This window comes from Flavobacterium sp. M31R6 (assembly GCF_013284035.1).
GTDB lineage: Bacteria > Bacteroidota > Bacteroidia > Flavobacteriales > Flavobacteriaceae > Flavobacterium.
On sequence record NZ_CP054141.1, the window covers coordinates 2,704,118 to 2,722,074 of the forward strand.

General features: G+C 33.1%; 14 protein-coding genes. 1 reads left to right on the forward strand and 13 read right to left on the reverse strand.

Going from position 1 to position 17,957, the window contains the following annotated elements; translation table 11 throughout:
- Positions 1 to 34 precede the first annotated feature (34 nt).
- The 7 genes from HQN62_RS11045 to HQN62_RS11075 all read right to left on the reverse strand — a co-directional run bounded on the left by HQN62_RS11045 (position 35) and on the right by HQN62_RS11075 (position 6,993).
- Positions 35 to 520, reverse strand: coding sequence for a PA2169 family four-helix-bundle protein (locus HQN62_RS11045; protein ID WP_173504391.1), 486 nt, complete (start codon positions 518 to 520; stop codon positions 35 to 37).
- A 123-nt stretch (positions 521 to 643) separates the two neighbouring features.
- The gene (locus HQN62_RS11050) at positions 644 to 3,037 is read right to left on the reverse strand and encodes a glycosyltransferase (RefSeq protein WP_173504392.1); all 2,394 of its coding nucleotides are present in this window, start codon (positions 3,035 to 3,037) and stop codon (positions 644 to 646) included.
- 247 nt (positions 3,038 to 3,284) lie between these two features.
- Positions 3,285 to 4,358, reverse strand: a complete 1,074-nt coding sequence (locus tag HQN62_RS19060) for an OmpA family protein (RefSeq protein ID WP_173504393.1) — start codon at positions 4,356 to 4,358, stop codon at positions 3,285 to 3,287.
- Positions 4,359 to 4,527: 169 nt separating this feature from the next.
- Entirely contained in the window at positions 4,528 to 5,604 is a 1,077-nt protein-coding gene (locus HQN62_RS11060) for an AI-2E family transporter (protein ID WP_173504394.1), read from the reverse strand.
- A 97-nt stretch (positions 5,605 to 5,701) separates the two neighbouring features.
- The gene (locus HQN62_RS11065; RefSeq protein WP_173504395.1) at positions 5,702 to 6,283 is read right to left on the reverse strand and encodes an NADPH-dependent FMN reductase; all 582 of its coding nucleotides are present in this window, start codon (positions 6,281 to 6,283) and stop codon (positions 5,702 to 5,704) included.
- Between the two features lie 39 nt (positions 6,284 to 6,322).
- Entirely contained in the window at positions 6,323 to 6,496 is a 174-nt protein-coding gene (locus HQN62_RS11070) for a hypothetical protein (protein ID WP_173504396.1), read from the reverse strand.
- 23 nt (positions 6,497 to 6,519) lie between these two features.
- Entirely contained in the window at positions 6,520 to 6,993 is a 474-nt protein-coding gene (locus HQN62_RS11075) for a Dps family protein (RefSeq protein ID WP_173504397.1), read from the reverse strand.
- Positions 6,994 to 7,306: 313 nt separating this feature from the next.
- Here HQN62_RS11075 and HQN62_RS11080 point away from each other — a divergent pair, with 313 nt between their 5' ends.
- A complete protein-coding gene (locus HQN62_RS11080) occupies positions 7,307 to 7,912 on the forward strand; it encodes a 2,3-bisphosphoglycerate-dependent phosphoglycerate mutase (RefSeq protein ID WP_173504398.1) in 606 nt (201 codons plus the stop codon).
- Between the two features lie 222 nt (positions 7,913 to 8,134).
- Here the strand turns inward: HQN62_RS11080 and HQN62_RS11085 are convergent, their stop codons facing one another.
- From HQN62_RS11085 to HQN62_RS11110, 6 genes are all read right to left on the reverse strand, one after another.
- Complete coding sequence (locus tag HQN62_RS11085; protein WP_111411367.1) at positions 8,135 to 8,329, reverse strand: hypothetical protein; 195 nt, start codon at positions 8,327 to 8,329, stop codon at positions 8,135 to 8,137.
- A 187-nt stretch (positions 8,330 to 8,516) separates the two neighbouring features.
- A complete protein-coding gene (locus tag HQN62_RS11090; RefSeq protein WP_173504399.1) occupies positions 8,517 to 8,951 on the reverse strand; it encodes a response regulator in 435 nt (144 codons plus the stop codon).
- A complete protein-coding gene (locus HQN62_RS11095) occupies positions 8,948 to 11,839 on the reverse strand; it encodes a PAS domain S-box protein (protein WP_173504400.1) in 2,892 nt (963 codons plus the stop codon). Before HQN62_RS11095 ends, HQN62_RS11090 begins: the two co-directional genes overlap by 4 nt.
- Before the next feature lie 58 nt (positions 11,840 to 11,897).
- A complete protein-coding gene (locus HQN62_RS11100) occupies positions 11,898 to 12,443 on the reverse strand; it encodes a helix-turn-helix domain-containing protein (RefSeq protein ID WP_077377454.1) in 546 nt (181 codons plus the stop codon).
- A gap of 238 nt (positions 12,444 to 12,681) precedes the next feature.
- Positions 12,682 to 17,022, reverse strand: a complete 4,341-nt coding sequence (locus HQN62_RS11105) for a CheR family methyltransferase (RefSeq protein WP_173504401.1) — start codon at positions 17,020 to 17,022, stop codon at positions 12,682 to 12,684.
- A gap of 195 nt (positions 17,023 to 17,217) precedes the next feature.
- Positions 17,218 to 17,895, reverse strand: coding sequence for a peptidoglycan DD-metalloendopeptidase family protein (locus HQN62_RS11110; protein ID WP_173504402.1), 678 nt, complete (start codon positions 17,893 to 17,895; stop codon positions 17,218 to 17,220).
- Positions 17,896 to 17,957: the final 62 nt, after the last annotated feature.

Here is a 17,957-nt window from a genome sequence, read left to right on the forward strand (position 1 = left end):
GAGTTGTAGAGTTGATTAAGCAAATGGATAGTCGTTAGGTTTGAGTTTCTAAATTGAATCTTCTGCAAGTCACCATCAAATCACCAAGACCTTTTAAGGTATCATGATCTTTCTTTATGGATTGATGTTGTGCATTAATTATGTTTTGATGCTTTGGAGACAAATGCTCTATATTATTATTCAAAACAGTGGTGTATTTTTTTAGGGTGACATCAGCATCGTATTCACATCTGTTTAGAATATCTTCACGATCTTTAATTCTAAATTTTGATCTTACTTCCCTGTAAATTTTAGAAACTAATAAAATCATGGGGGATTCCATAGTCGGTTTTCCTCCTAATTTTAGAATTTCAGAAACCAATTCGGCTTTGTATTGTTTGTTTTTTTCTTGAAATCCTGTAAACAACGTTATTAAATCGTATTCATTGATTTGCTTCGAGGCCATTATGTAACTTTCAAATCGGTTTTTATTTATCCCGATAAAAGCATTTAATGCATCAATAGATTTTTTCTTATTCATCAGATTCAAATTAAGGTTGGCCTGTTTGATATCAAAAAAGCAAAATTTTCAATAAACAAAGGTCAATACTTTGGTATCCAAAAGTGTTTCATAACTTTGAGTAAATCTTATATAGTTCACACATTAAGCCAATGTTTTTTTATGGTTTACTTTAGAATAAAGCTCTTTTTGAGAACCATTGAGAGCATTTAGAAAAGACTTTCTGGTATTTTTTTCTATACATAATCTAGACATTAAGTAGCTTACGGTAGATTCTGCACCTTGATTTAAATTGACGTATGTATCTTCTAATCCGTCATAACAACCACCAGTACAAGGATTGTAAATAATTTGATGCAGGTGGTTGTTTCCTAAAAACCAACTGAAAGCAATTTTTATTTTTCGTTTGTATTCCGGGTCATTGAAAGCTTTAGAAAATTTGCTTAACGCCAAAATAGTATAGGCAATATCTATAGGTTGTTCACCACCAATTGCTCGAATTTTTGCACTGTTGTTTTTTAGCAGCCACCCTTTATTGGATATTACTTTGATGCTATTGTCTTTAAAAATTTTACCTAAAAGAAAGTCAAATGAATTTTTAGCTACAGCTTTATAGTTTGTGTCACCAGTACTCAAATAAGCGCAAAGCATCGCTTCTGGCAAAATACTGTTGCCGTATGTCAAATAACTTTCAAACCAGTTCCAATTGGGTTTCGATTCATGCTTGTACATTTGAATCATTCTATCGGCCAGTTCTTTTATTATTATGGTATTTTGTTGTGATTTTTCTTTTGTGTTGACATAATAAAGCCCTTTTATTACAAAAGCCATTGCGCGTGTCGAATGCATTTTTAAAACATTGACAGAAGCTCGTTCCAAAGTCTTTTTTGCTTTTTCTACCAATGAACCTGGCAAAACTGATGCAAAAGAAATCAAACAACCTAAAGCCCAAATGGCTCTACCGTTAGAATCTTCAAGGTTAGTCTCGTAGTTTTGATCTGTAAAATCACCATCTTCATCTACATAATTTAGGAAAGAACCATCGTCCTGTAGACAAGAGGTGATAAAATTTAAATAGATTTTGATGTACTCTAAATCGGTTTTGTCTTTCGTTAATTCAAAATGTTCACACATCGCTACCATGGCACGGGCATTGTCATCTATGGTATATCCTGATTCAGAGTCGGGCTGATTGATAATAGAAAACTGAATCATACCAAAATCGGTCGTTAATCTTTTGATGTGGTCTAAATTAATTTCAGGAATTTTATATTCTAAAGTCAAATTTTCATCACCAATTTTATCGAATAAAAAAGCATGGGCAATAGCCGAATTTTCCCAGGCTGTTGGCACAATTTTATGCAATCCGTTTGCGCTTATGTTTTTTCTTAATTTATTATCGAGTAACAAACGATTTACTTCTTTGGCCAATTGCTTAGAATTTCCAAAATCAATTATGATTCCAGCACCATCACTTAACACTTCACATGCGTGTGGAATAGGTGTGGAGACAATAGGGCAACCACAACTCATGGCATATGAAAAGGTTCCACTTACTGCTTGATTTGGGTCTTTTGAAGTAAACAAATAAATATCCGTAAGCTGCAAAAAGTCTAGAAGTTGGGGCAGGGGCAAAAAGGAGTTAACAAATAGTACATGATTTTGTAATTGCAGGCTTTGAATTTTTTCGTCCAACATCATTCTGTATTTTTCACCTTCTACTTTTACTACAGATGGATGTGTTTTGCCAATTATTAAAAATAAAACATCATTGTTTTCTTTGATAATACTTGGCATGGCATCAAGTGTTGTTTCGATGCTTTTTCCTGAATTTAATAATCCAAAAGTGGACAGTATTTTTTTCCCGGACAAATTATATTCTTCTTTCAAAAGTTCTTTGTCAGAATGGGGCACCAAATGAGTTCCATGAGGTATTACCGATATTTTTTCTGAATCGACTCCATAATCATTTTTCAAGATTAAAGCTGCCGAATTGGTCATCACAATTATCGAATGTGCTAGCTGTCCTATAACTTGAACATTTTCTTTAAGCGAATCATTCGGATTAGGTAATACTGTGTGAAACACAATTATTGAAGGTTTTTCAATTTTATATAGAAATTGTATTAAATGGGCTTCGTTATTTCTAAAAAGGCCAAACTCATGCTGAAGCAATACTATTTGAATCGAATTATTGGCATTGATTTTTTCGGACAAATTGCTGAAAGAATCGGGTTCGTCAGTGTTGAGGATATATTTTACAGGTTCCTCATAATGATGTTTTTCGGCATCCGATTCCAATGCACAAATTTTTATATTGAATGAATTCTTAAACTTATTATTTAATGATTTAATCAAATCCTGAGAATAAGTTGCAATACCACATTCTCTTGGAGGGAAAGTGGTAATGAACAATATTTCGGGAAGTTTTATGACTGTATTAGGAATCAAATGATTGATAATTGAGGTTTTAAATTCTGTGTTTAATACTCCAGCAGGAAGGATATTAGGGGTCTGTGTGGTGATTCTATTTCTCATCTTTAAAGGTATTAAGCATTAATTCTTTTTATAAAACTTGAAATTACAAGAATTATAAAGGTCTATTTATAATACCTAAAATTGTTATGAGACTTTTTAAATTAGTTGCATTATTTACAGATTGTTAAGTAGTTATGTTTATATGCGACATTCTTTTTGAATAGCTAATAATAATTTTTAAATAGAAAAGGGCTGTTGTTTCCAACAGCCCCATTCACCCAAACCTTTTCCAAAAAAATAATATAAACTATTTATATGTTGTTATCAATTCAACTCTTCTGTTTTTGGCTCTGCCTGAAGAAGTTTTGTTATCGGCAATTGGTTTACCGTCTCCAAATCCTAAAGCAGTAAGCCTAGTTTCAGGTATTCCTTTGCTGATTAAATAAGTTTTAACAGATTCGGCACGTTGTTTTGATAAGTCTATATTAGCGAGGTCACCACCCACATTATCAGTATGACCACCAATTTGTAAATCAGTCGCATTATAACGTTTTAATATGACCACCAAATAATCAAGTTGAACATAAGACGATATTTTTAACTCTGCACTGCCATTCTCGAAGAAAAGTTTACCTGCAATATCAGCTATTTTTTTGACGTCTACTGGTGCAATTGTAGGACAGCCTTTGTCAATAATATTCCCTTTCTCGCTTGGACAACGGTCAACATTATCTGTTACACCATCGCCATCAGTATCTGCACAACCTTTTAGTGCTAATGGCCCAGCAGCATCAGGACAGAGATCCACTTCATTGGCTACACCATCATTATCATTGTCTAAAGGACACCCAGATGCATTTACTTTGTAACCTGCAGTTGTATTCGGGCATTTATCATCAATGTCTGCAACACCGTCTTTATCAACATCCTGGCAGCCTTTTAAGTCAACTGAACCGGCAACATCAGGACAACGGTCTTTGCTGTCAGCTATTCCGTCTTTATCAGTATCAGGACAACCATTCAAGGTTCCTAATCCTAGTACATCGGGACATTCGTCTAAATAATCGGCAACACCATCTATATCTTTATCAAGAGGACATCCAGTTTTGTCAACAGCGACACCAGCAGGAGTATTAGGACATTTATCATTTCTGTCGGAAACACCGTCATTATCAGTATCCTTTATTTCATCAAGAAGCGTAGTTGCTAAGTTTCCAACTCCATAAAACGGAATATTTGTTTTATAAAAATCATTTTCTAAATCTCCAATAGGTGAAGCTTTAGTTTCAGAAATTTTAATATCCCATTTTAGTTTTCCCGTTTTTGCTTCTGTACTATATGTAAATGCTAAACATATACATATGAATAATAATTTTTTCATTTTTGTGTTTTTTTAATTGTTTATATCAAAGGTCATTCACAAATTGATTTTAAGTGTTACATAACTTTTTCTATTAGTTACATGATTCACACCTTTTTAAATAAATTATAAAATGTGTTTGGATGTTGGCGGTTCTTTTTTGGGATAATAAATTGACTTTTACTATTCGTTATAATAGGGCTTTTATTTTTTTGAAAAAACTTGAATTTGTAGATTTTTTGCTTTCAATTTCTCCTATCAAAAAGCCATAAGGTTTCAATGCTTCAACATGATCACAGATGATTTTTAGCATGGCAGTTAATGGTATTGCCAAAATAATTCCAGGAATTCCCCAAAGTAGTTCACCTAGTACTAGTGCAATAATCGTAAATAAAGGATTAATTTTTACTTGAGGTCCTAGCATCAAAGGCTCAAGCAACCAGCCTTGTATAAATTGAACGATTCCGTATGTAATGGCAATACCTCCAAGTAGAATTAAATTGCCTCCATGCATGGCTGCAATTAAAATCGTAAGTGCCGTTCCAGTGATGTTACCGACAAAAGGAATGATTTCTAGGAATCCACATAGTATGGCAAAAAAGAGTGCGTTTTCTAATCCAATAAAGCTAAAACCGATATAATACATAATCCATAAACAAACGATCATTTTTGAAAGGCCAATCAAATACTGTTGCGATACATTGGCCACCTTGTGTATTACTTGTTCCATTGCTTTTTGCTCTGAAATGGCAGTAAGTTTTAAGATAAATTGTTTGATATGCGAGCGATAGTACAACAAAAATAAAAAATAAGCCGTGACCAAAATAAGATTAGTTAATGTAATCGCCAGCGAACTTAATAGCATTTGCACCATATTTGAATAAGAAGGTTTTTCCTCTTTCAAAATTTTGTACTGTTCTTCTATCGAAATATTAAAATGGCTGTAAATGTATTTTTGAATGTAGACAACAGTATCAATGGCCTTATCTTTTAAAAGAGTGATATCGTTCATCACTTCAGATATTTTCCAACTCAGTAGTGCAATTAAGCCAGAAAGAAAAAGGAATAAAGCAAAAAAACAAAGAAATACTGCTATTCCTTTTGGAATTTTCTTTTTTTCCATCCAATTGCAAAAAGGTAAAAAAAGGGTAGCCAAAATTCCTCCAATTACAAAAGGCATAAGGAAAACTTTCCCATAATATAAACCTGATATAAGAAGAAAAAATAGGAATAATTTCTTTGTGACAATAGTTGAGGAGGCAGTCATTTTTTATTTTTTATTTTAAAAATTATAGTATTGAGTTACCCCAATTAAAAATTCGAGTGCCTTCTTGCGGAAAACACTCGAATGAAACTCTTTTTCTTTATATGCTAATTACGTCCGATGAATAAGATTCTTTTTTGACCAATTTTATTGACCAAAGCAATTCTTTTATGAAAGCAGACGCCAGTTTATCAGTTGCGGCTTTGTGGATGGCATTTCCTAAATCATCAAATTCATTCTGAACTTTTGCAATCTGAAAAGTTGCAGGAATGGTAAATGCTTTAATTTTCCAAAGTACGAATTGTAAAAAAATCAAGACTTGTGATCCAGCATATCCTCCAGACGAAACAGTGGAAATTCCAATAGGTTTACGTTCCCATTCGGCGTACAAAAGATCAATAACATTTTTTAAACTAGCGGGATAACCTCCATTGTACTCCGGTGTAACGATAATAATACCTTCTGAAGCTTTGATTTTATCAGTAAATTCAGGTACCTGAGCTGTCGGTTTAACTTGAAATTCCAATCGCTCTTCAAATATTGGGAAATTATAGCTTTTCAGATCTAATATTTCGGCTGTCGCCAATTCATTTTCTACGAGATACTTTTGCAAGTACAATGCGACACTGTGGCTTTTTCTACCTGTTCTTATACTCGACGAAATAATTGAAATATGATACATGACTTTTCTTTTTATATATTTTTATAGAATGAAGTGAACCTAAAGAGTTCTTATTTTTTCTATAAATAGAATATTGGATTTTTTAAAAGCTTCTGTTTTAAAATCAAATTGAATGGAGCCAGTATCAACTGCAGCATTTTTTCTAGAAGTTACTTTACCCACTTTGCAATGACTTTTGGAACTGAACCCTAATTCTTTTTCTACTTTATACATTTTTATAGTTTTTTTGTATTGACTTAACTTAAGTATCTTCTAAGTTTCCAGGCCATTGTTTCGTGCTCTTCCATTAAGCCAGTCAAAAAATCTGCTGAACCAGCATCATTATTTTCTTCAGCACAGACTGTTACATCTTTGCGTTGTTCAATAATAATGGTTTCATGATCTTCTAATAGTTCCAGTAGCATATCCTTTTGTGAAGGATATTTATTTGGATTTTCTTTAAGTCTTGTCAGTTCTGAAAATTCTTTCATGGTGCCAATAGCTTTGCCTCCCAATTTACTGATGCGTTCAGCAATTTCATCAATTGAAGATTCTAATTGTTTGTATTGGTTTTCAAATAATATGTGTAATTCCATAAAACTATTGCCAGATACATTCCAATGGAATTTTCGTATTTTTATATATAAAGTCATTTCATCTGCTAAAACTGAAGATAAGATTGCAATGCTTTTTTGTAAATTTTGTTTCGTAATTCCAATTTGTGGTTCCATGTTTTCTAGTTTTTAATGCTGTTTTACGACTATTTTTTAAAAAAAAATTCTGATCTAGATTATTCAAAATCAGAAACCTTTAGAGTACAAAGATGGAAACTTAAGTATGAAATACTGTTGTATAACTTTTGATAATAGTTATAGAATTTACAGACATTATTCGTTTTTATTTACTTATAAATCTATATTTTAGATTCTAAAAATAGAATTTATTTATCCTGCATTTCATAGAAATTTTACCGAAATTAGGATGTTGAATTCTCAATCAAATTCGCTGGTATTTCGGGTTTAAAAATGTAATAAAGAAATAAGTATGGCAATATTGACACTTATTCGGCACGGACAGTCGATTTATAATTTAGAGAATCTATTTACCGGTAATGTAGATGTGGCACTTACTCCTTTGGGAAAAGAAGAAGCAAAACAAGCAGGAATCAAGTTGAAGAATTTTGAATATAATATTGCATACACTTCTGTTCTAAAACGAGCAGAGGAATCTTTGAGAATAATTTTGGAAGTAATTCACCAAACTACGATCCCTATTATAGCAGATAAAGCTTTAAATGAAAGAAGATATGGAAGTTTGCAAGGACAAAACAAAGACGAAGTCTCAAAAAAATACAGTTCTGAACAAGTAGAAATTTGGAGAAGAAGTTATGATATTCGGCCGCCAGATGGCGAAAGTTTAGCCGATACTTACGATAGGGTAGTCCCTTATTTTAGAAAAGAAATAGAACCAAAACTTAGAACTGGACAAAATGTTTTGATAGTCGCTCACGGCAATAGTTTAAGAGCTTTAGTAATGTATCTGGAAGGTATCAGCAAGACTGAAATTGTCAGTTTTGAAATCCCTACAGGCTTACCAAGACATTATGTTTTTGATGCTAATCTAAAGATAAAGTCAGTTAAATATTTATAAAAAGCCGCAAAATATGCAATGGTTTAAAGCAAAGGAGAATATTTTTAACTGATTAACGGTTATCAAGCTCGTGTACCATTTCGTTGGTCATAGATGTAAGGTTGGAAAACTCCTATGTTCTTGATGCCGTTGCGCCAACCTGGCAAATCAGTAAAAAACACTATTGTTTTTTTTGATGGGAAATATATTTATAAAGAATTTTTTAGTTTGTGTTATACAAATCTAAGATTCATCTTTTGTAGTACGCACTAAACTAATTCCTGCTATAAAGAAAACAGTTCCTAAAATTCCATAGATGATTAATGCTTTAATGTCCCTTTCACTGCCAGAAGTGTTAGTAAATATTACTGCATCATAAATAAGCCCACCGATACCGAGTGCTGTTAATAATGCGCCGAAGATTCTTTTGATATTCATAATGTAGATATTTATTGATTATTATTGGTTGTATGTAATTCGCATATCGTCATTAGTGTTTATCTCATCGGTTACTATTTTATATTGGTATTCGATGATTTTCAATTGCGACCAATTTACGTTAATGCTCATTTCATGATTTTTATTTTTAAAATTTATAGTGCGATAGAATTTGAAATTATTTTAATTACATCCTGTCCATATACCAGCTTAGTTCTTTTTTCATTTTTCTAAACTCGTAAAGAGATGATATTATTTTTTGCAAACGAACAAAAGCCGTTTCGCTTTTAACCACATAATCAAAGGCCTGATGATGCATACAATCGATAGCTACATCAATTTTATCCTGAGAAGACAGCATAATCACAGCAATTTCAGGATTGAATGCTTTTATTTTGTCCAAGGTTGCGATACCGTTTATCGCATTTTTATCAATACCATCCAGATGATAATCCAAAATAATAACATCTGGGTTATTGGATAAATTGGCAAGGCAAAGTTCACCGGTAGAGTAGGTTTCTATTTCAAAATCAGCATGATCCAAAAACTCAATTTCCAAAGACTTCAAGAATAAGGCGTCATCATCGACTAAGAACAGTTTTATTTTGTTTGTGCTATTCATTTTAGGGATTTTTTTAGTGTTTCTAATTCTAGCTCTAATTCTTTACAGGCCTGCGTACATGCATCTTCAAGTTTCAATACCATACTTTCCATTTCATCATTTTGTTGTTGTATTGCCACAAATTCCTGAATTTTTTTTGCCATATTTTCAAAATCGGAATGCATTCCCATAATTGAAAATGAGGGAATCATTTTGTGAATGGCAGCATTTAGCATATTCCAATCTTGATCCAACAAACTTTGTTTTAATGTACTGATTAGCTCAGGCGTTTGTTCCAGATATAGCCCAATCATTTCAATCATCAATTTTGGATTGGATTTGGTGCGGTGGTTCAAGTAATCTAAATTGATGTATTTTACTTTTTCCACTTCTGAACCCCCTGTTTTGATAGTATTCTTTGGTTTTAAATTTTTAGGTTTTTGTATTAAACCTACAATTTTGCTGTATAATACTCTTTCATCAATGGGTTTTGCAATATAATCGTTCATGCCCACAGCTTTACATTTAGCCAAATCTACAGTTGTGACGTCTGCCGTCAGAGCAATTATTGGGATTGTCAATTTCAATGTTTCTCTAATGTATTCTGTGGCTTCAAAACCGTTCATTTCAGGCATTTGTAAATCCATCAAAACAACATCGTATTGATTTGTTTTGAGTTTTTCGATGGCAATTTTTCCGTTTTCGGCGATATCACGTTCAAAGCCAAAATCATCCAATACCGTTTTCATCAACAATTGATTGAGAGCCATATCTTCAACAACCAAGACTTTGATGCCTTTGATTTCATTGTCCAATTCCATAATTTCATTTTCTAGTTCTGCATCTTCTTTCGTTTTTAGAAAAGGTAAAGTAAAACTAAAACGGGAATACTCGTTTATTTTACTTTTGACCCTAATACTTCCTCCTTGAGATTCTACCAGTTGTTTTACAATAGCAAGTCCAAGACCTGTACCTCCATATAATCGGGAAGTTCCACTTGATGCTTGTTGGAAATTTTCAAAAATTCGGTCAATTTTATCTTCTCCTATTCCTATTCCGGTGTCTTTGACTGCAAATTCAATAATTACTTTTTCGTCGTCTTCAAACATTAAATGAACGCTTACGGTAATGACCCCTTTATTTGTGAATTTTACTGCATTACTAACCAAATTTAAAATAATTTGGTGCAAACGAATTGCATCTCCAACTAAGACTTCTGGAATTTTATCGTCGTATTCAGAAACTAATTTTAAGTTTTTTTCCTGAATTTTTGTTTCAAATAAATGAAGCATAGAAGATAATGATTTTTTTATTTTGAAAGGACTTTGCTCAAAAGTCATTTTTCCTGCATCTACTTTTGCTAAATCCAAAATGTCATTTATAAGCACGATTAGCGCATCGCCACTCATTTTTATGGCCATCAGATATTCCTTTTGTTTGGCTGATAATTCCGTTTTTAAGACCACTTTCGTAAATCCAATTATGGCATTCATCGGTGTCCGAATCTCATGACTCATGTTCGATAAAAATTGCTGTTTTGCTTTTACGGCATTTTCAGCAATTTTAGTAGCCAATTCTGCTTTACTTTTTGCTTCTTCGGCTATTACTGTTGCCAATTCAGCAAAGACTTTGGCTTCAAATAATTCTGTTGCAATTCGCTTTTGTTCGGTAATATCTCTGGCAACCACAACTGCACCAACCACATTTCCTAAATCATCTTTGTAAACCGAGCCGTTAAACAAAACATCGGTAAATTTTTCGTCTTTTATAGTTAGCGGATAATCGACGACAAAACCTTTTGAAAAAACTTTTTTATATCCATCCCGAGCTTTTTGAGGCTCTGTGAAATAATTAATAAAATCAGAACCTATAAGTTTTTCTCTGGATACACCAGTAACTCGAACTGTTGCATCATTGGTGTCCGTAATTTTTCCGTTTGGTGAAATGGTAAATAATGGATCCCGACTGGCTTCAATCAAACTCAAAGAATATTGGGAAGCCAATTTAAGGGAATAACTATGGGCTTCTAGTTCTTTGTTTGCGATTTCACGTTTCTCTTTCTCTTTGTTTTGAAATTCAAGTTCAAGATCTGCAATTACGAGTTCGGCTGCTCTGTTTTCTTTCTCACCTGTTTGAAAAATAAGCTCTTTGTTGGCAATGTATAATTCATCTGCTCTTTTTTCTTTTTCATCATTTTGAAAAGCCAATTCTTTGTTGGCAATAACTAACTCAGCAGCTCTTTTTTCTTTGACTTTATTTTGGTAGGCCAGCTCTTCATTTGCAATAACTAACTCTGCGGCTCTTTTCTCTTTTTCTGTATTTTGAAAAGCCAATTCCTTATTGGCAATTCCTAATTCATCTGCGCGTTTTTCTTTTTCATCATTTTGGTATGCCAATTCTTTGTTGGCAATACCTAATTCGGCTGCACGTTTTTCTTTTTCTTCGTTTTGAAAAGCTAATTCTTTGTTGGCAATGCCTAATTCATCTGCACGTTTTTCTTTTTCATCATTTTGAAAGGCCAATTCTTTATTAGCATTTCTCAATTCCAGCGCCCATTTTTGTTCGGCTATATCTCTTGCTACAATTACTACTCCCTTTATATTGCCATGATTGTCACGATATACAGAACCATTAAATAACACTTCTGTAAGTTTTCCATTTTTGTGGCGAAGTGTAAGCGGAGAATCAGAAACTGAGCTTTTAGAAAAAACTTCTTGATAAACATCGTGTGCTTTTTTTGGCTCAGTAAAATAATCTTTAAAATAAGTCCCTGTCAATTCCTCTCTCGATATTCCAGTAATATGAGTCAATGCTTCATTCATATCCGTAATCTTGCCTTCGGTACTAATGGTAACCAAAGGATCCAAACTGGCTTCTATTAAACTTCTGGCATATTGTGATTCTTGCATTAGGAAACGTGGTATTGTTGGTTAAATTTATAGTGGAATTTTAAAGATGAAGTTGTACTTAATTCCCAATTTCCTCAATTGGGCTTCGTCTTTTGTCTTTTAATTGTTTAAAGTGGGTAGGAGATAGGCCTGTTACTTTTTTGAACTGACTCGATAAGTGAGCTACGCTGCTATATCCCATTTTCCAAGCAATTTCAGTGATATTGAGTTCGCCATAAATAATCAATTCTTTAATTCTTTCGGTCTTGTGCGAAATGATAAATTGCTCGATTGTAGTTCCTTGCACTTCCGAAAAAAGATTGGACATATAGGTATAATCGTGATTTAATTTTTCATGCAAATAGTCGGAAAAATTAATTTTAATGTTTTCATCAGTATGATGTACCAATTCAATAATTACATTTTTTATTTTTTCGATAAGCATGGCTCTTTTATCATCCATCAATTCGAGTCCCGAATCGATTAAGCCTATTTTGAGTTGCTCTCTTTGATACATAGAAATAGTTTCCATGATTTCCACTTCGCCTAAATCAACCACAATAAAGTGCAGACCAAGTTTCTTCAATTCTTCTTTTACCGCCATTTTGCAGCGATTACTAACCATGTATTTGATGTATAATTTCAAGTTGTTCTTGTTTTAAAGGATAGAGTAAAGGTCGTCTAGAAATCAACAATCGATGTTATAGAATTTACAAGATTGTTGTATAATTCACTGATTGTTGCCTTTTTAAATATAAGCCATTAGCAAAATTTTAATTGCAAATCAAAAAAACTAGATGCATATAATTTTGTCTAGCATCTAACCTTTGTCAAAGTTGTAAACTTTGACAAAGGTTAGAGTTCTATTTCTTAGGAAGTGTTTTTTTAAGCTGTTTGACTATTTTCTCATACAAAAGCTTTTCATCAATGGGTTTTGAGATATAATCATTCATTCCCACGGTTTTTGATTTTTGTACATCTACGGTGGTCACATCTGCAGTAAGCGCAATGATAGGAATTTTGGAATTCATTGTATTTCGAATGAAATCTGTAGCCTCAAACCCGTTCATTTCAGGCATTAGTATATCCATTAAAATAATGTCATAGCTATTCTCTTTTAGCTTTGCAATGGCTACTTTACCATTTTCGGCAATATCACATTGAAAACCAAATTCCTCTAAAATGATTTTTATCAAAAGTTGATTCAACGGTACATCTTCTGCGACCAAAACTTTTACATTTTCTAATCCTTCGATTGTAGTGTAAATATTTTCTGTTTCTGCAGGAATTTCATCGCAGAATTTTTCAAAATCCATGACAAAACCAAATGTGGAGCCGATACCTTCTTCACTTTGTACAATTAATGTACCTCCTTGATGCTCTACCAGTTGTTTGACAATGGCAAGACCTAAACCGGTTCCGCCATACAATCTTGAAATTTCGGTAGAAGCTTGTTCGAAATTATCAAAAATAGTTGCCAGTTTGTTTTTTGGAATTCCAATACCTGTATCGGTTAATTTGAATTCTATTGTGGTTTTTTCTGAATCTTCTTTCAGCATTTGAACACTCAATATTATTTTTCCTTTTGAAGTAAATTTGATAGCATTGCTTATTAAATTTAAAATAATTTGTCGTAAACGCATACAATCGCCTACAATAAATTCAGGAATTCGACTATCATATTGTTGTTCTAATTTTAAATTTTTCTCTGAACATTTAGATTCAAACAAATAAAAGATATCGCCAATAGATTCAAAGATGTTGAAGTTTTTTTTGTCAAAAGTCATTTTTCCAGCATCTACTTTGGCAAGATCAAGAATATCATTAATTAAAACAATCAATGCGCTTCCCGAAGATTTAATAGCTGTGATAAATTCTTTTTGCTCTTTATTCAATTCAGTTTTCAAAACCACATTTGTAAACCCAATTATGGCATTCATCGGAGTCCTAATCTCATGACTCATATTCGACAAAAATTGTTGCTTAGATTTTAATGCATTTTCGGCAATTTTTGTGTTTTGTTCCGCTACGCGCTTTGCTTCGATTAATTCATACTTTAAATTAATATGAGCTGTAACTTCGTAAGCAATAACGGTTACCCCCAAAATGGTTTCATCAGCATCGAGATAAGGTTGATAAACAAAATTAAAATAAACATCCTCAAATTGGCCATTGCGTTTTATGGGAACAAGGAGTTCATATCCTTCTTGAGGAATACCTGTTGTATATACCTCGTCTAGCATTTTTGGGATCGGACCATCTTTTAATTCGGGCAAAACGGTAAGAATTGGCTTGCCTTCGATATCATTGCCTTTTCCCCAAATTTCTTTAATACTATCATTGGCAAGTTTGATGACCATCTCTTTTCCTTTTAATATGACAAAAGAGAAAGGAGAATGCATGAGCATCATACTATACCGTTTATTGCTGTCTTCAATGGCTTTAAGTGCTTTTTTCTCTACTTCAAGTTGTACTTCCAGTACTTTTTTCTCTTTGATTTGGAGTTCAATGGCAAGATTTCGAACATCGGTAATGTCAATAATCGTAAGAACAATTAATTCTTCATTTTCTCGTGCTTGGATGATCCGGTGTGCGTTGAGTAACATTATTTTTTTTCCAATAACCGGAAAAACATGTTCTACTTCAAAATCATGAAAGTTCTTGTTTTCAGAAACAATTTCTTCTATTAGCTTTCTTAATTTTGGAATGTTCCATTGGTTATTCCCTAATTTATATAATGATTTTCCAATGCATTCTTCTTCGGTTACATGAAATGTTTTGCAAAATGATTTATTGGCTGATTTTATTTTTATGTCTTTATCAAGAATGAGCACAGGTTCATGAACTGTAGAGAGTATGGCTTCATTATATTGGTTTAATTCTTCGACTTGCTGAATTCTGGAATGTAATTCCTGATTACTGGTTACCAATTCCTCATTGGTTGATTCAATCTCTTCCTTGGAGGTTTCGAGTTCTTCATTCAAGCTTTGCAATTCTTCATTACTTGAGACTATTTCTTCGTTGGCACTTTGCAGTTCTTCATTGGCGGCTTCCTGATCATGGGTGATAGATCCCATATCTGCACGCGCTGCAGCAAGTTCGTCTTCAAGTTTTTTTATTCGACGATCTTTAGCAATCGTGTTGTTTTCTTGCCCTTTTATTGAGTCTTCCTCTGTTTCATGTTCGATGTTTCCTGTAAAAATAACAATCAATAAAGGCTCTTCTCCTTCAATGTTAAGCGGAATAACCTCGAGATTTACAATTTGAATAGTTTTGTCTATCGGGTTTCGATTCATTTCAATCCCAATTTTTTGGATCGGAAGTTTTGTTTTAATGGCATGATGAATGGCATTTCGCAACTCAAATGTGATTTCTATATGTGCCATTTTCAAAATATTAAAACTGGCCTTACCAGGGGAATGCTGTAAATACAAAGAAGTAGATCCCCTAAATTGGAGAATTTCTAAATCGTAGTTGATAATGACACTGGCAGGTACATGATGTTCCAATAAAACGGCATCAAAAGCCATTCCGATAGTGCCGTTTACAGATGCAGATACTTTTTTGAATGTAGTAGGTGGTGTAGTGTTTTTATCAGGCATGGTAGAATGGGATAGACGTGAAGTAAGGTCAGGATTGGTGCGTAAATCTGAATTTTTTTTTCGGGAATAAAATTTGAATTTTTTATCGAGAATCGAAAAAAGCTGTGCTGTTGTTCCAATTGTTTCCGATTTTCCCAACATCAAACAACCTCCATCGTTTAAGGCATAATGAAAAGTGGAAATTGCTTTTTTCTGAGCAGTTGTGTCCAAATAGATTAGCATATTCCTGCAACTAATGAAATCCATTCTTGAAAATGGAGGATCCCGCAAAATGTTGTGTTTTGCAAATACACAAACATCTCTTAACTGTTTTGAAATACGGTATTTATTTTTGGATTTTACAAAAAAGCGAACTAATCTTTCTGGTGAAATTGTTGCCAATTGCGAAGCAGAATATTCACCAATTCGAGCAATCCGAATGGCTTCGCCACTGAGATCGGAAGCGAAAATTTGAAAAGGAATACTGTTAGGATTGTTTTCTTGTAATTCGAGTAATAATATCGCTATCGAATAAACTTCTTCACCGGTGGCACAAGCAGCAACCCATAAGCGAAGAGTCTCACCTGCAGTTTTCGCTTCGATTAATTTAGGCAGAATTACATTTTTTAAATACAAAAACGGTTCAGCATCTCTAAAAAAAGCGGTTACATTAATTAATAGATCCTGATAAAGAATATCGACTTCATTGCTTCGATTAGTAAGTATTTCGATGTATTCTTTTAAAGTTTTAATTTTATGAACTAACATCCTGCGAAGCATTCGTCTTTTGATAGTATTCATTTTGTAGTGACTGAAATCTACATTTTTTCTTTTGTGTAAAAGTTGTAGAATAACCTTCAACTCTGGATTGCTATTTTCTATTTCGGCTTCAGGGATTTTTTTTATGGCAGTATTGACTATTAAAGGATGCTGACTGATTCGTGTTAATTCAATTCCAATCTCTTTTGGAGATAATACAAAATCAACAATACCTTCAGCAATTGCAGAATTGGGCATGCTGCCAAATTTCGCCGAGTCATCCTGGGCGAAAGTAATTCCTCCGGCCTGTTTTATTTCTTTCAATCCTCGTGTGCCGTCGTTGGCAGATCCAGACAGAATAACACCAATAACATTTTCATGATGGGTTTCTGCCAAAGAAGAAAAAAGTAAGTCGATTGAGAAGTTTGAAGTTCTGTTTTTAGGTCGGGGAGTCAATTTTATATGTCCATCAATAACCTCAATTTCTTTATCATTGGGAATAACATAAAAATTATTGGGTTTCAGTAATTCCATGTTATCAATCAACTGGACCTTCATTTGAGTCACTTTAGATAAAAGTTTGTCAAGTAAACTTTTATGATCTGGACTTAGGTGTTGGACATATATAAAAGCCATACCTGTGGTAGGAGAAATGTTTTTCAATAATTGGGTTACTGCTTCAAGACCACCTGCAGAGGCACCAATAGCTACAACAGTAAAAGATTTTTTTTTGAGCTCCTTCTTTGAAAACGGTTTTTTTTTTGCAGGGACTTTCGAGACTTTGATTTCTTTCGTTGCTATTACTTTATTATTGGGTAGTGATTTAAGTAAACTATTATCTTCTATGGTCAAAATTGATTTCATGGTACCAATATTTACTTTGGACAGCAGTATTAAAAAGTAATATTCTTCTTAATACATCCATAAATAGGGTATATCCATATCAAATGTAGGTATAAATACAACCAATAACTATTAATATGGGATTTATCTTTTGGGAACAGAGATATATAAGTAGTCTGTTTATTCGTCTGAAAGATAATATTTAAAGAAACTTTATTAGTAAATTTTCAATAGCAGATTGGGATCTGGACAATTTTCCAAATAATAATCCAATTTGCTTTTACTGCAAACTCCTGGATAATCACCGAAATTTTCTTTTATGTCTTTAATAATCTGGAAATGCAAATGTGGGGAATAATCACCATTTACACTTGCATCGCCCAATGTTGCCAATTGTTGTCCTTTTGAAAAAAAATCACCAACTTTCAGATTCGCAATACTTTCTAAAGACAAGTGACCATATAAAGTATAAAAAACATGGTTTTCCAATTTGTGTTGTAGAATTATGGTAGGACCGTAATCACCCAGGTTATTGTTGTATTGAAAACTATGTACTTTTCCGTCTAGAGCAGCCAAAACAGCAGTGCCAGCTTTAATCCATAAATCCAATCCGATGTGAATGTTTCGTTCCTCTGTATTTAGATCATTAAAGACAGCACTTCGTTTATACAAATTACGAATTTCATTGTAACCACCATATGTGACTTTTGCTTTGTTTTTAGCTAATAAATGTTCGATATAAGCTTCAAATTGTGAAGAATCAGTAATATTCAGTTGATTCAATTCCAGATTGGAAGCCGATAAATCTAATGGTGTGTATTCCGAATAGGGAATAGCGCTATCGATTACTTTGATGTCATTTAAATCTAAAAATAAAGTTTCTAAGGGTGTCATTTAAAATGGTGATAATAGTTTTTGAATAAAGATAAAAAAAAATCCCAACCTGAAGATTGGGA

Bases quoted from the DNA above. Each gene is read 5' to 3' on its own strand.
- HQN62_RS11080 (WP_173504398.1), top strand. From the start codon at position 7,307: ATGGCAATATTGACACTTATTCGGCACGGACAGTCGATTTATAATTTA.
- HQN62_RS11090 (WP_173504399.1), bottom strand. From the start codon at position 8,951: ATGAATAGCACAAACAAAATAAAACTGTTCTTAGTCGATGATGACGCC.
- HQN62_RS11100 (WP_077377454.1), bottom strand. From the start codon at position 12,443: ATGGTTAGTAATCGCTGCAAAATGGCGGTAAAAGAAGAATTGAAGAAA.
- HQN62_RS11065 (WP_173504395.1), bottom strand. From the start codon at position 6,283: ATGTATCATATTTCAATTATTTCGTCGAGTATAAGAACAGGTAGAAAA.
- HQN62_RS11075 (WP_173504397.1), bottom strand. From the start codon at position 6,993: ATGGAACCACAAATTGGAATTACGAAACAAAATTTACAAAAAAGCATT.
- HQN62_RS19060 (WP_173504393.1), bottom strand. From the start codon at position 4,358: ATGAAAAAATTATTATTCATATGTATATGTTTAGCATTTACATATAGT.
- HQN62_RS11095 (WP_173504400.1), bottom strand. From the start codon at position 11,839: ATGCAAGAATCACAATATGCCAGAAGTTTAATAGAAGCCAGTTTGGAT.
- HQN62_RS11060 (WP_173504394.1), bottom strand. From the start codon at position 5,604: ATGACTGCCTCCTCAACTATTGTCACAAAGAAATTATTCCTATTTTTT.
- HQN62_RS11085 (WP_111411367.1), bottom strand. From the start codon at position 8,329: ATGAATATCAAAAGAATCTTCGGCGCATTATTAACAGCACTCGGTATC.
- HQN62_RS11110 (WP_173504402.1), bottom strand. From the start codon at position 17,895: ATGACACCCTTAGAAACTTTATTTTTAGATTTAAATGACATCAAAGTA.
- HQN62_RS11045 (WP_173504391.1), bottom strand. From the start codon at position 520: ATGAATAAGAAAAAATCTATTGATGCATTAAATGCTTTTATCGGGATA.
- HQN62_RS11070 (WP_173504396.1), bottom strand. From the start codon at position 6,496: ATGTATAAAGTAGAAAAAGAATTAGGGTTCAGTTCCAAAAGTCATTGC.
- HQN62_RS11050 (WP_173504392.1), bottom strand. From the start codon at position 3,037: ATGAGAAATAGAATCACCACACAGACCCCTAATATCCTTCCTGCTGGA.
- HQN62_RS11105 (WP_173504401.1), bottom strand. From the start codon at position 17,022: ATGAAATCAATTTTGACCATAGAAGATAATAGTTTACTTAAATCACTA.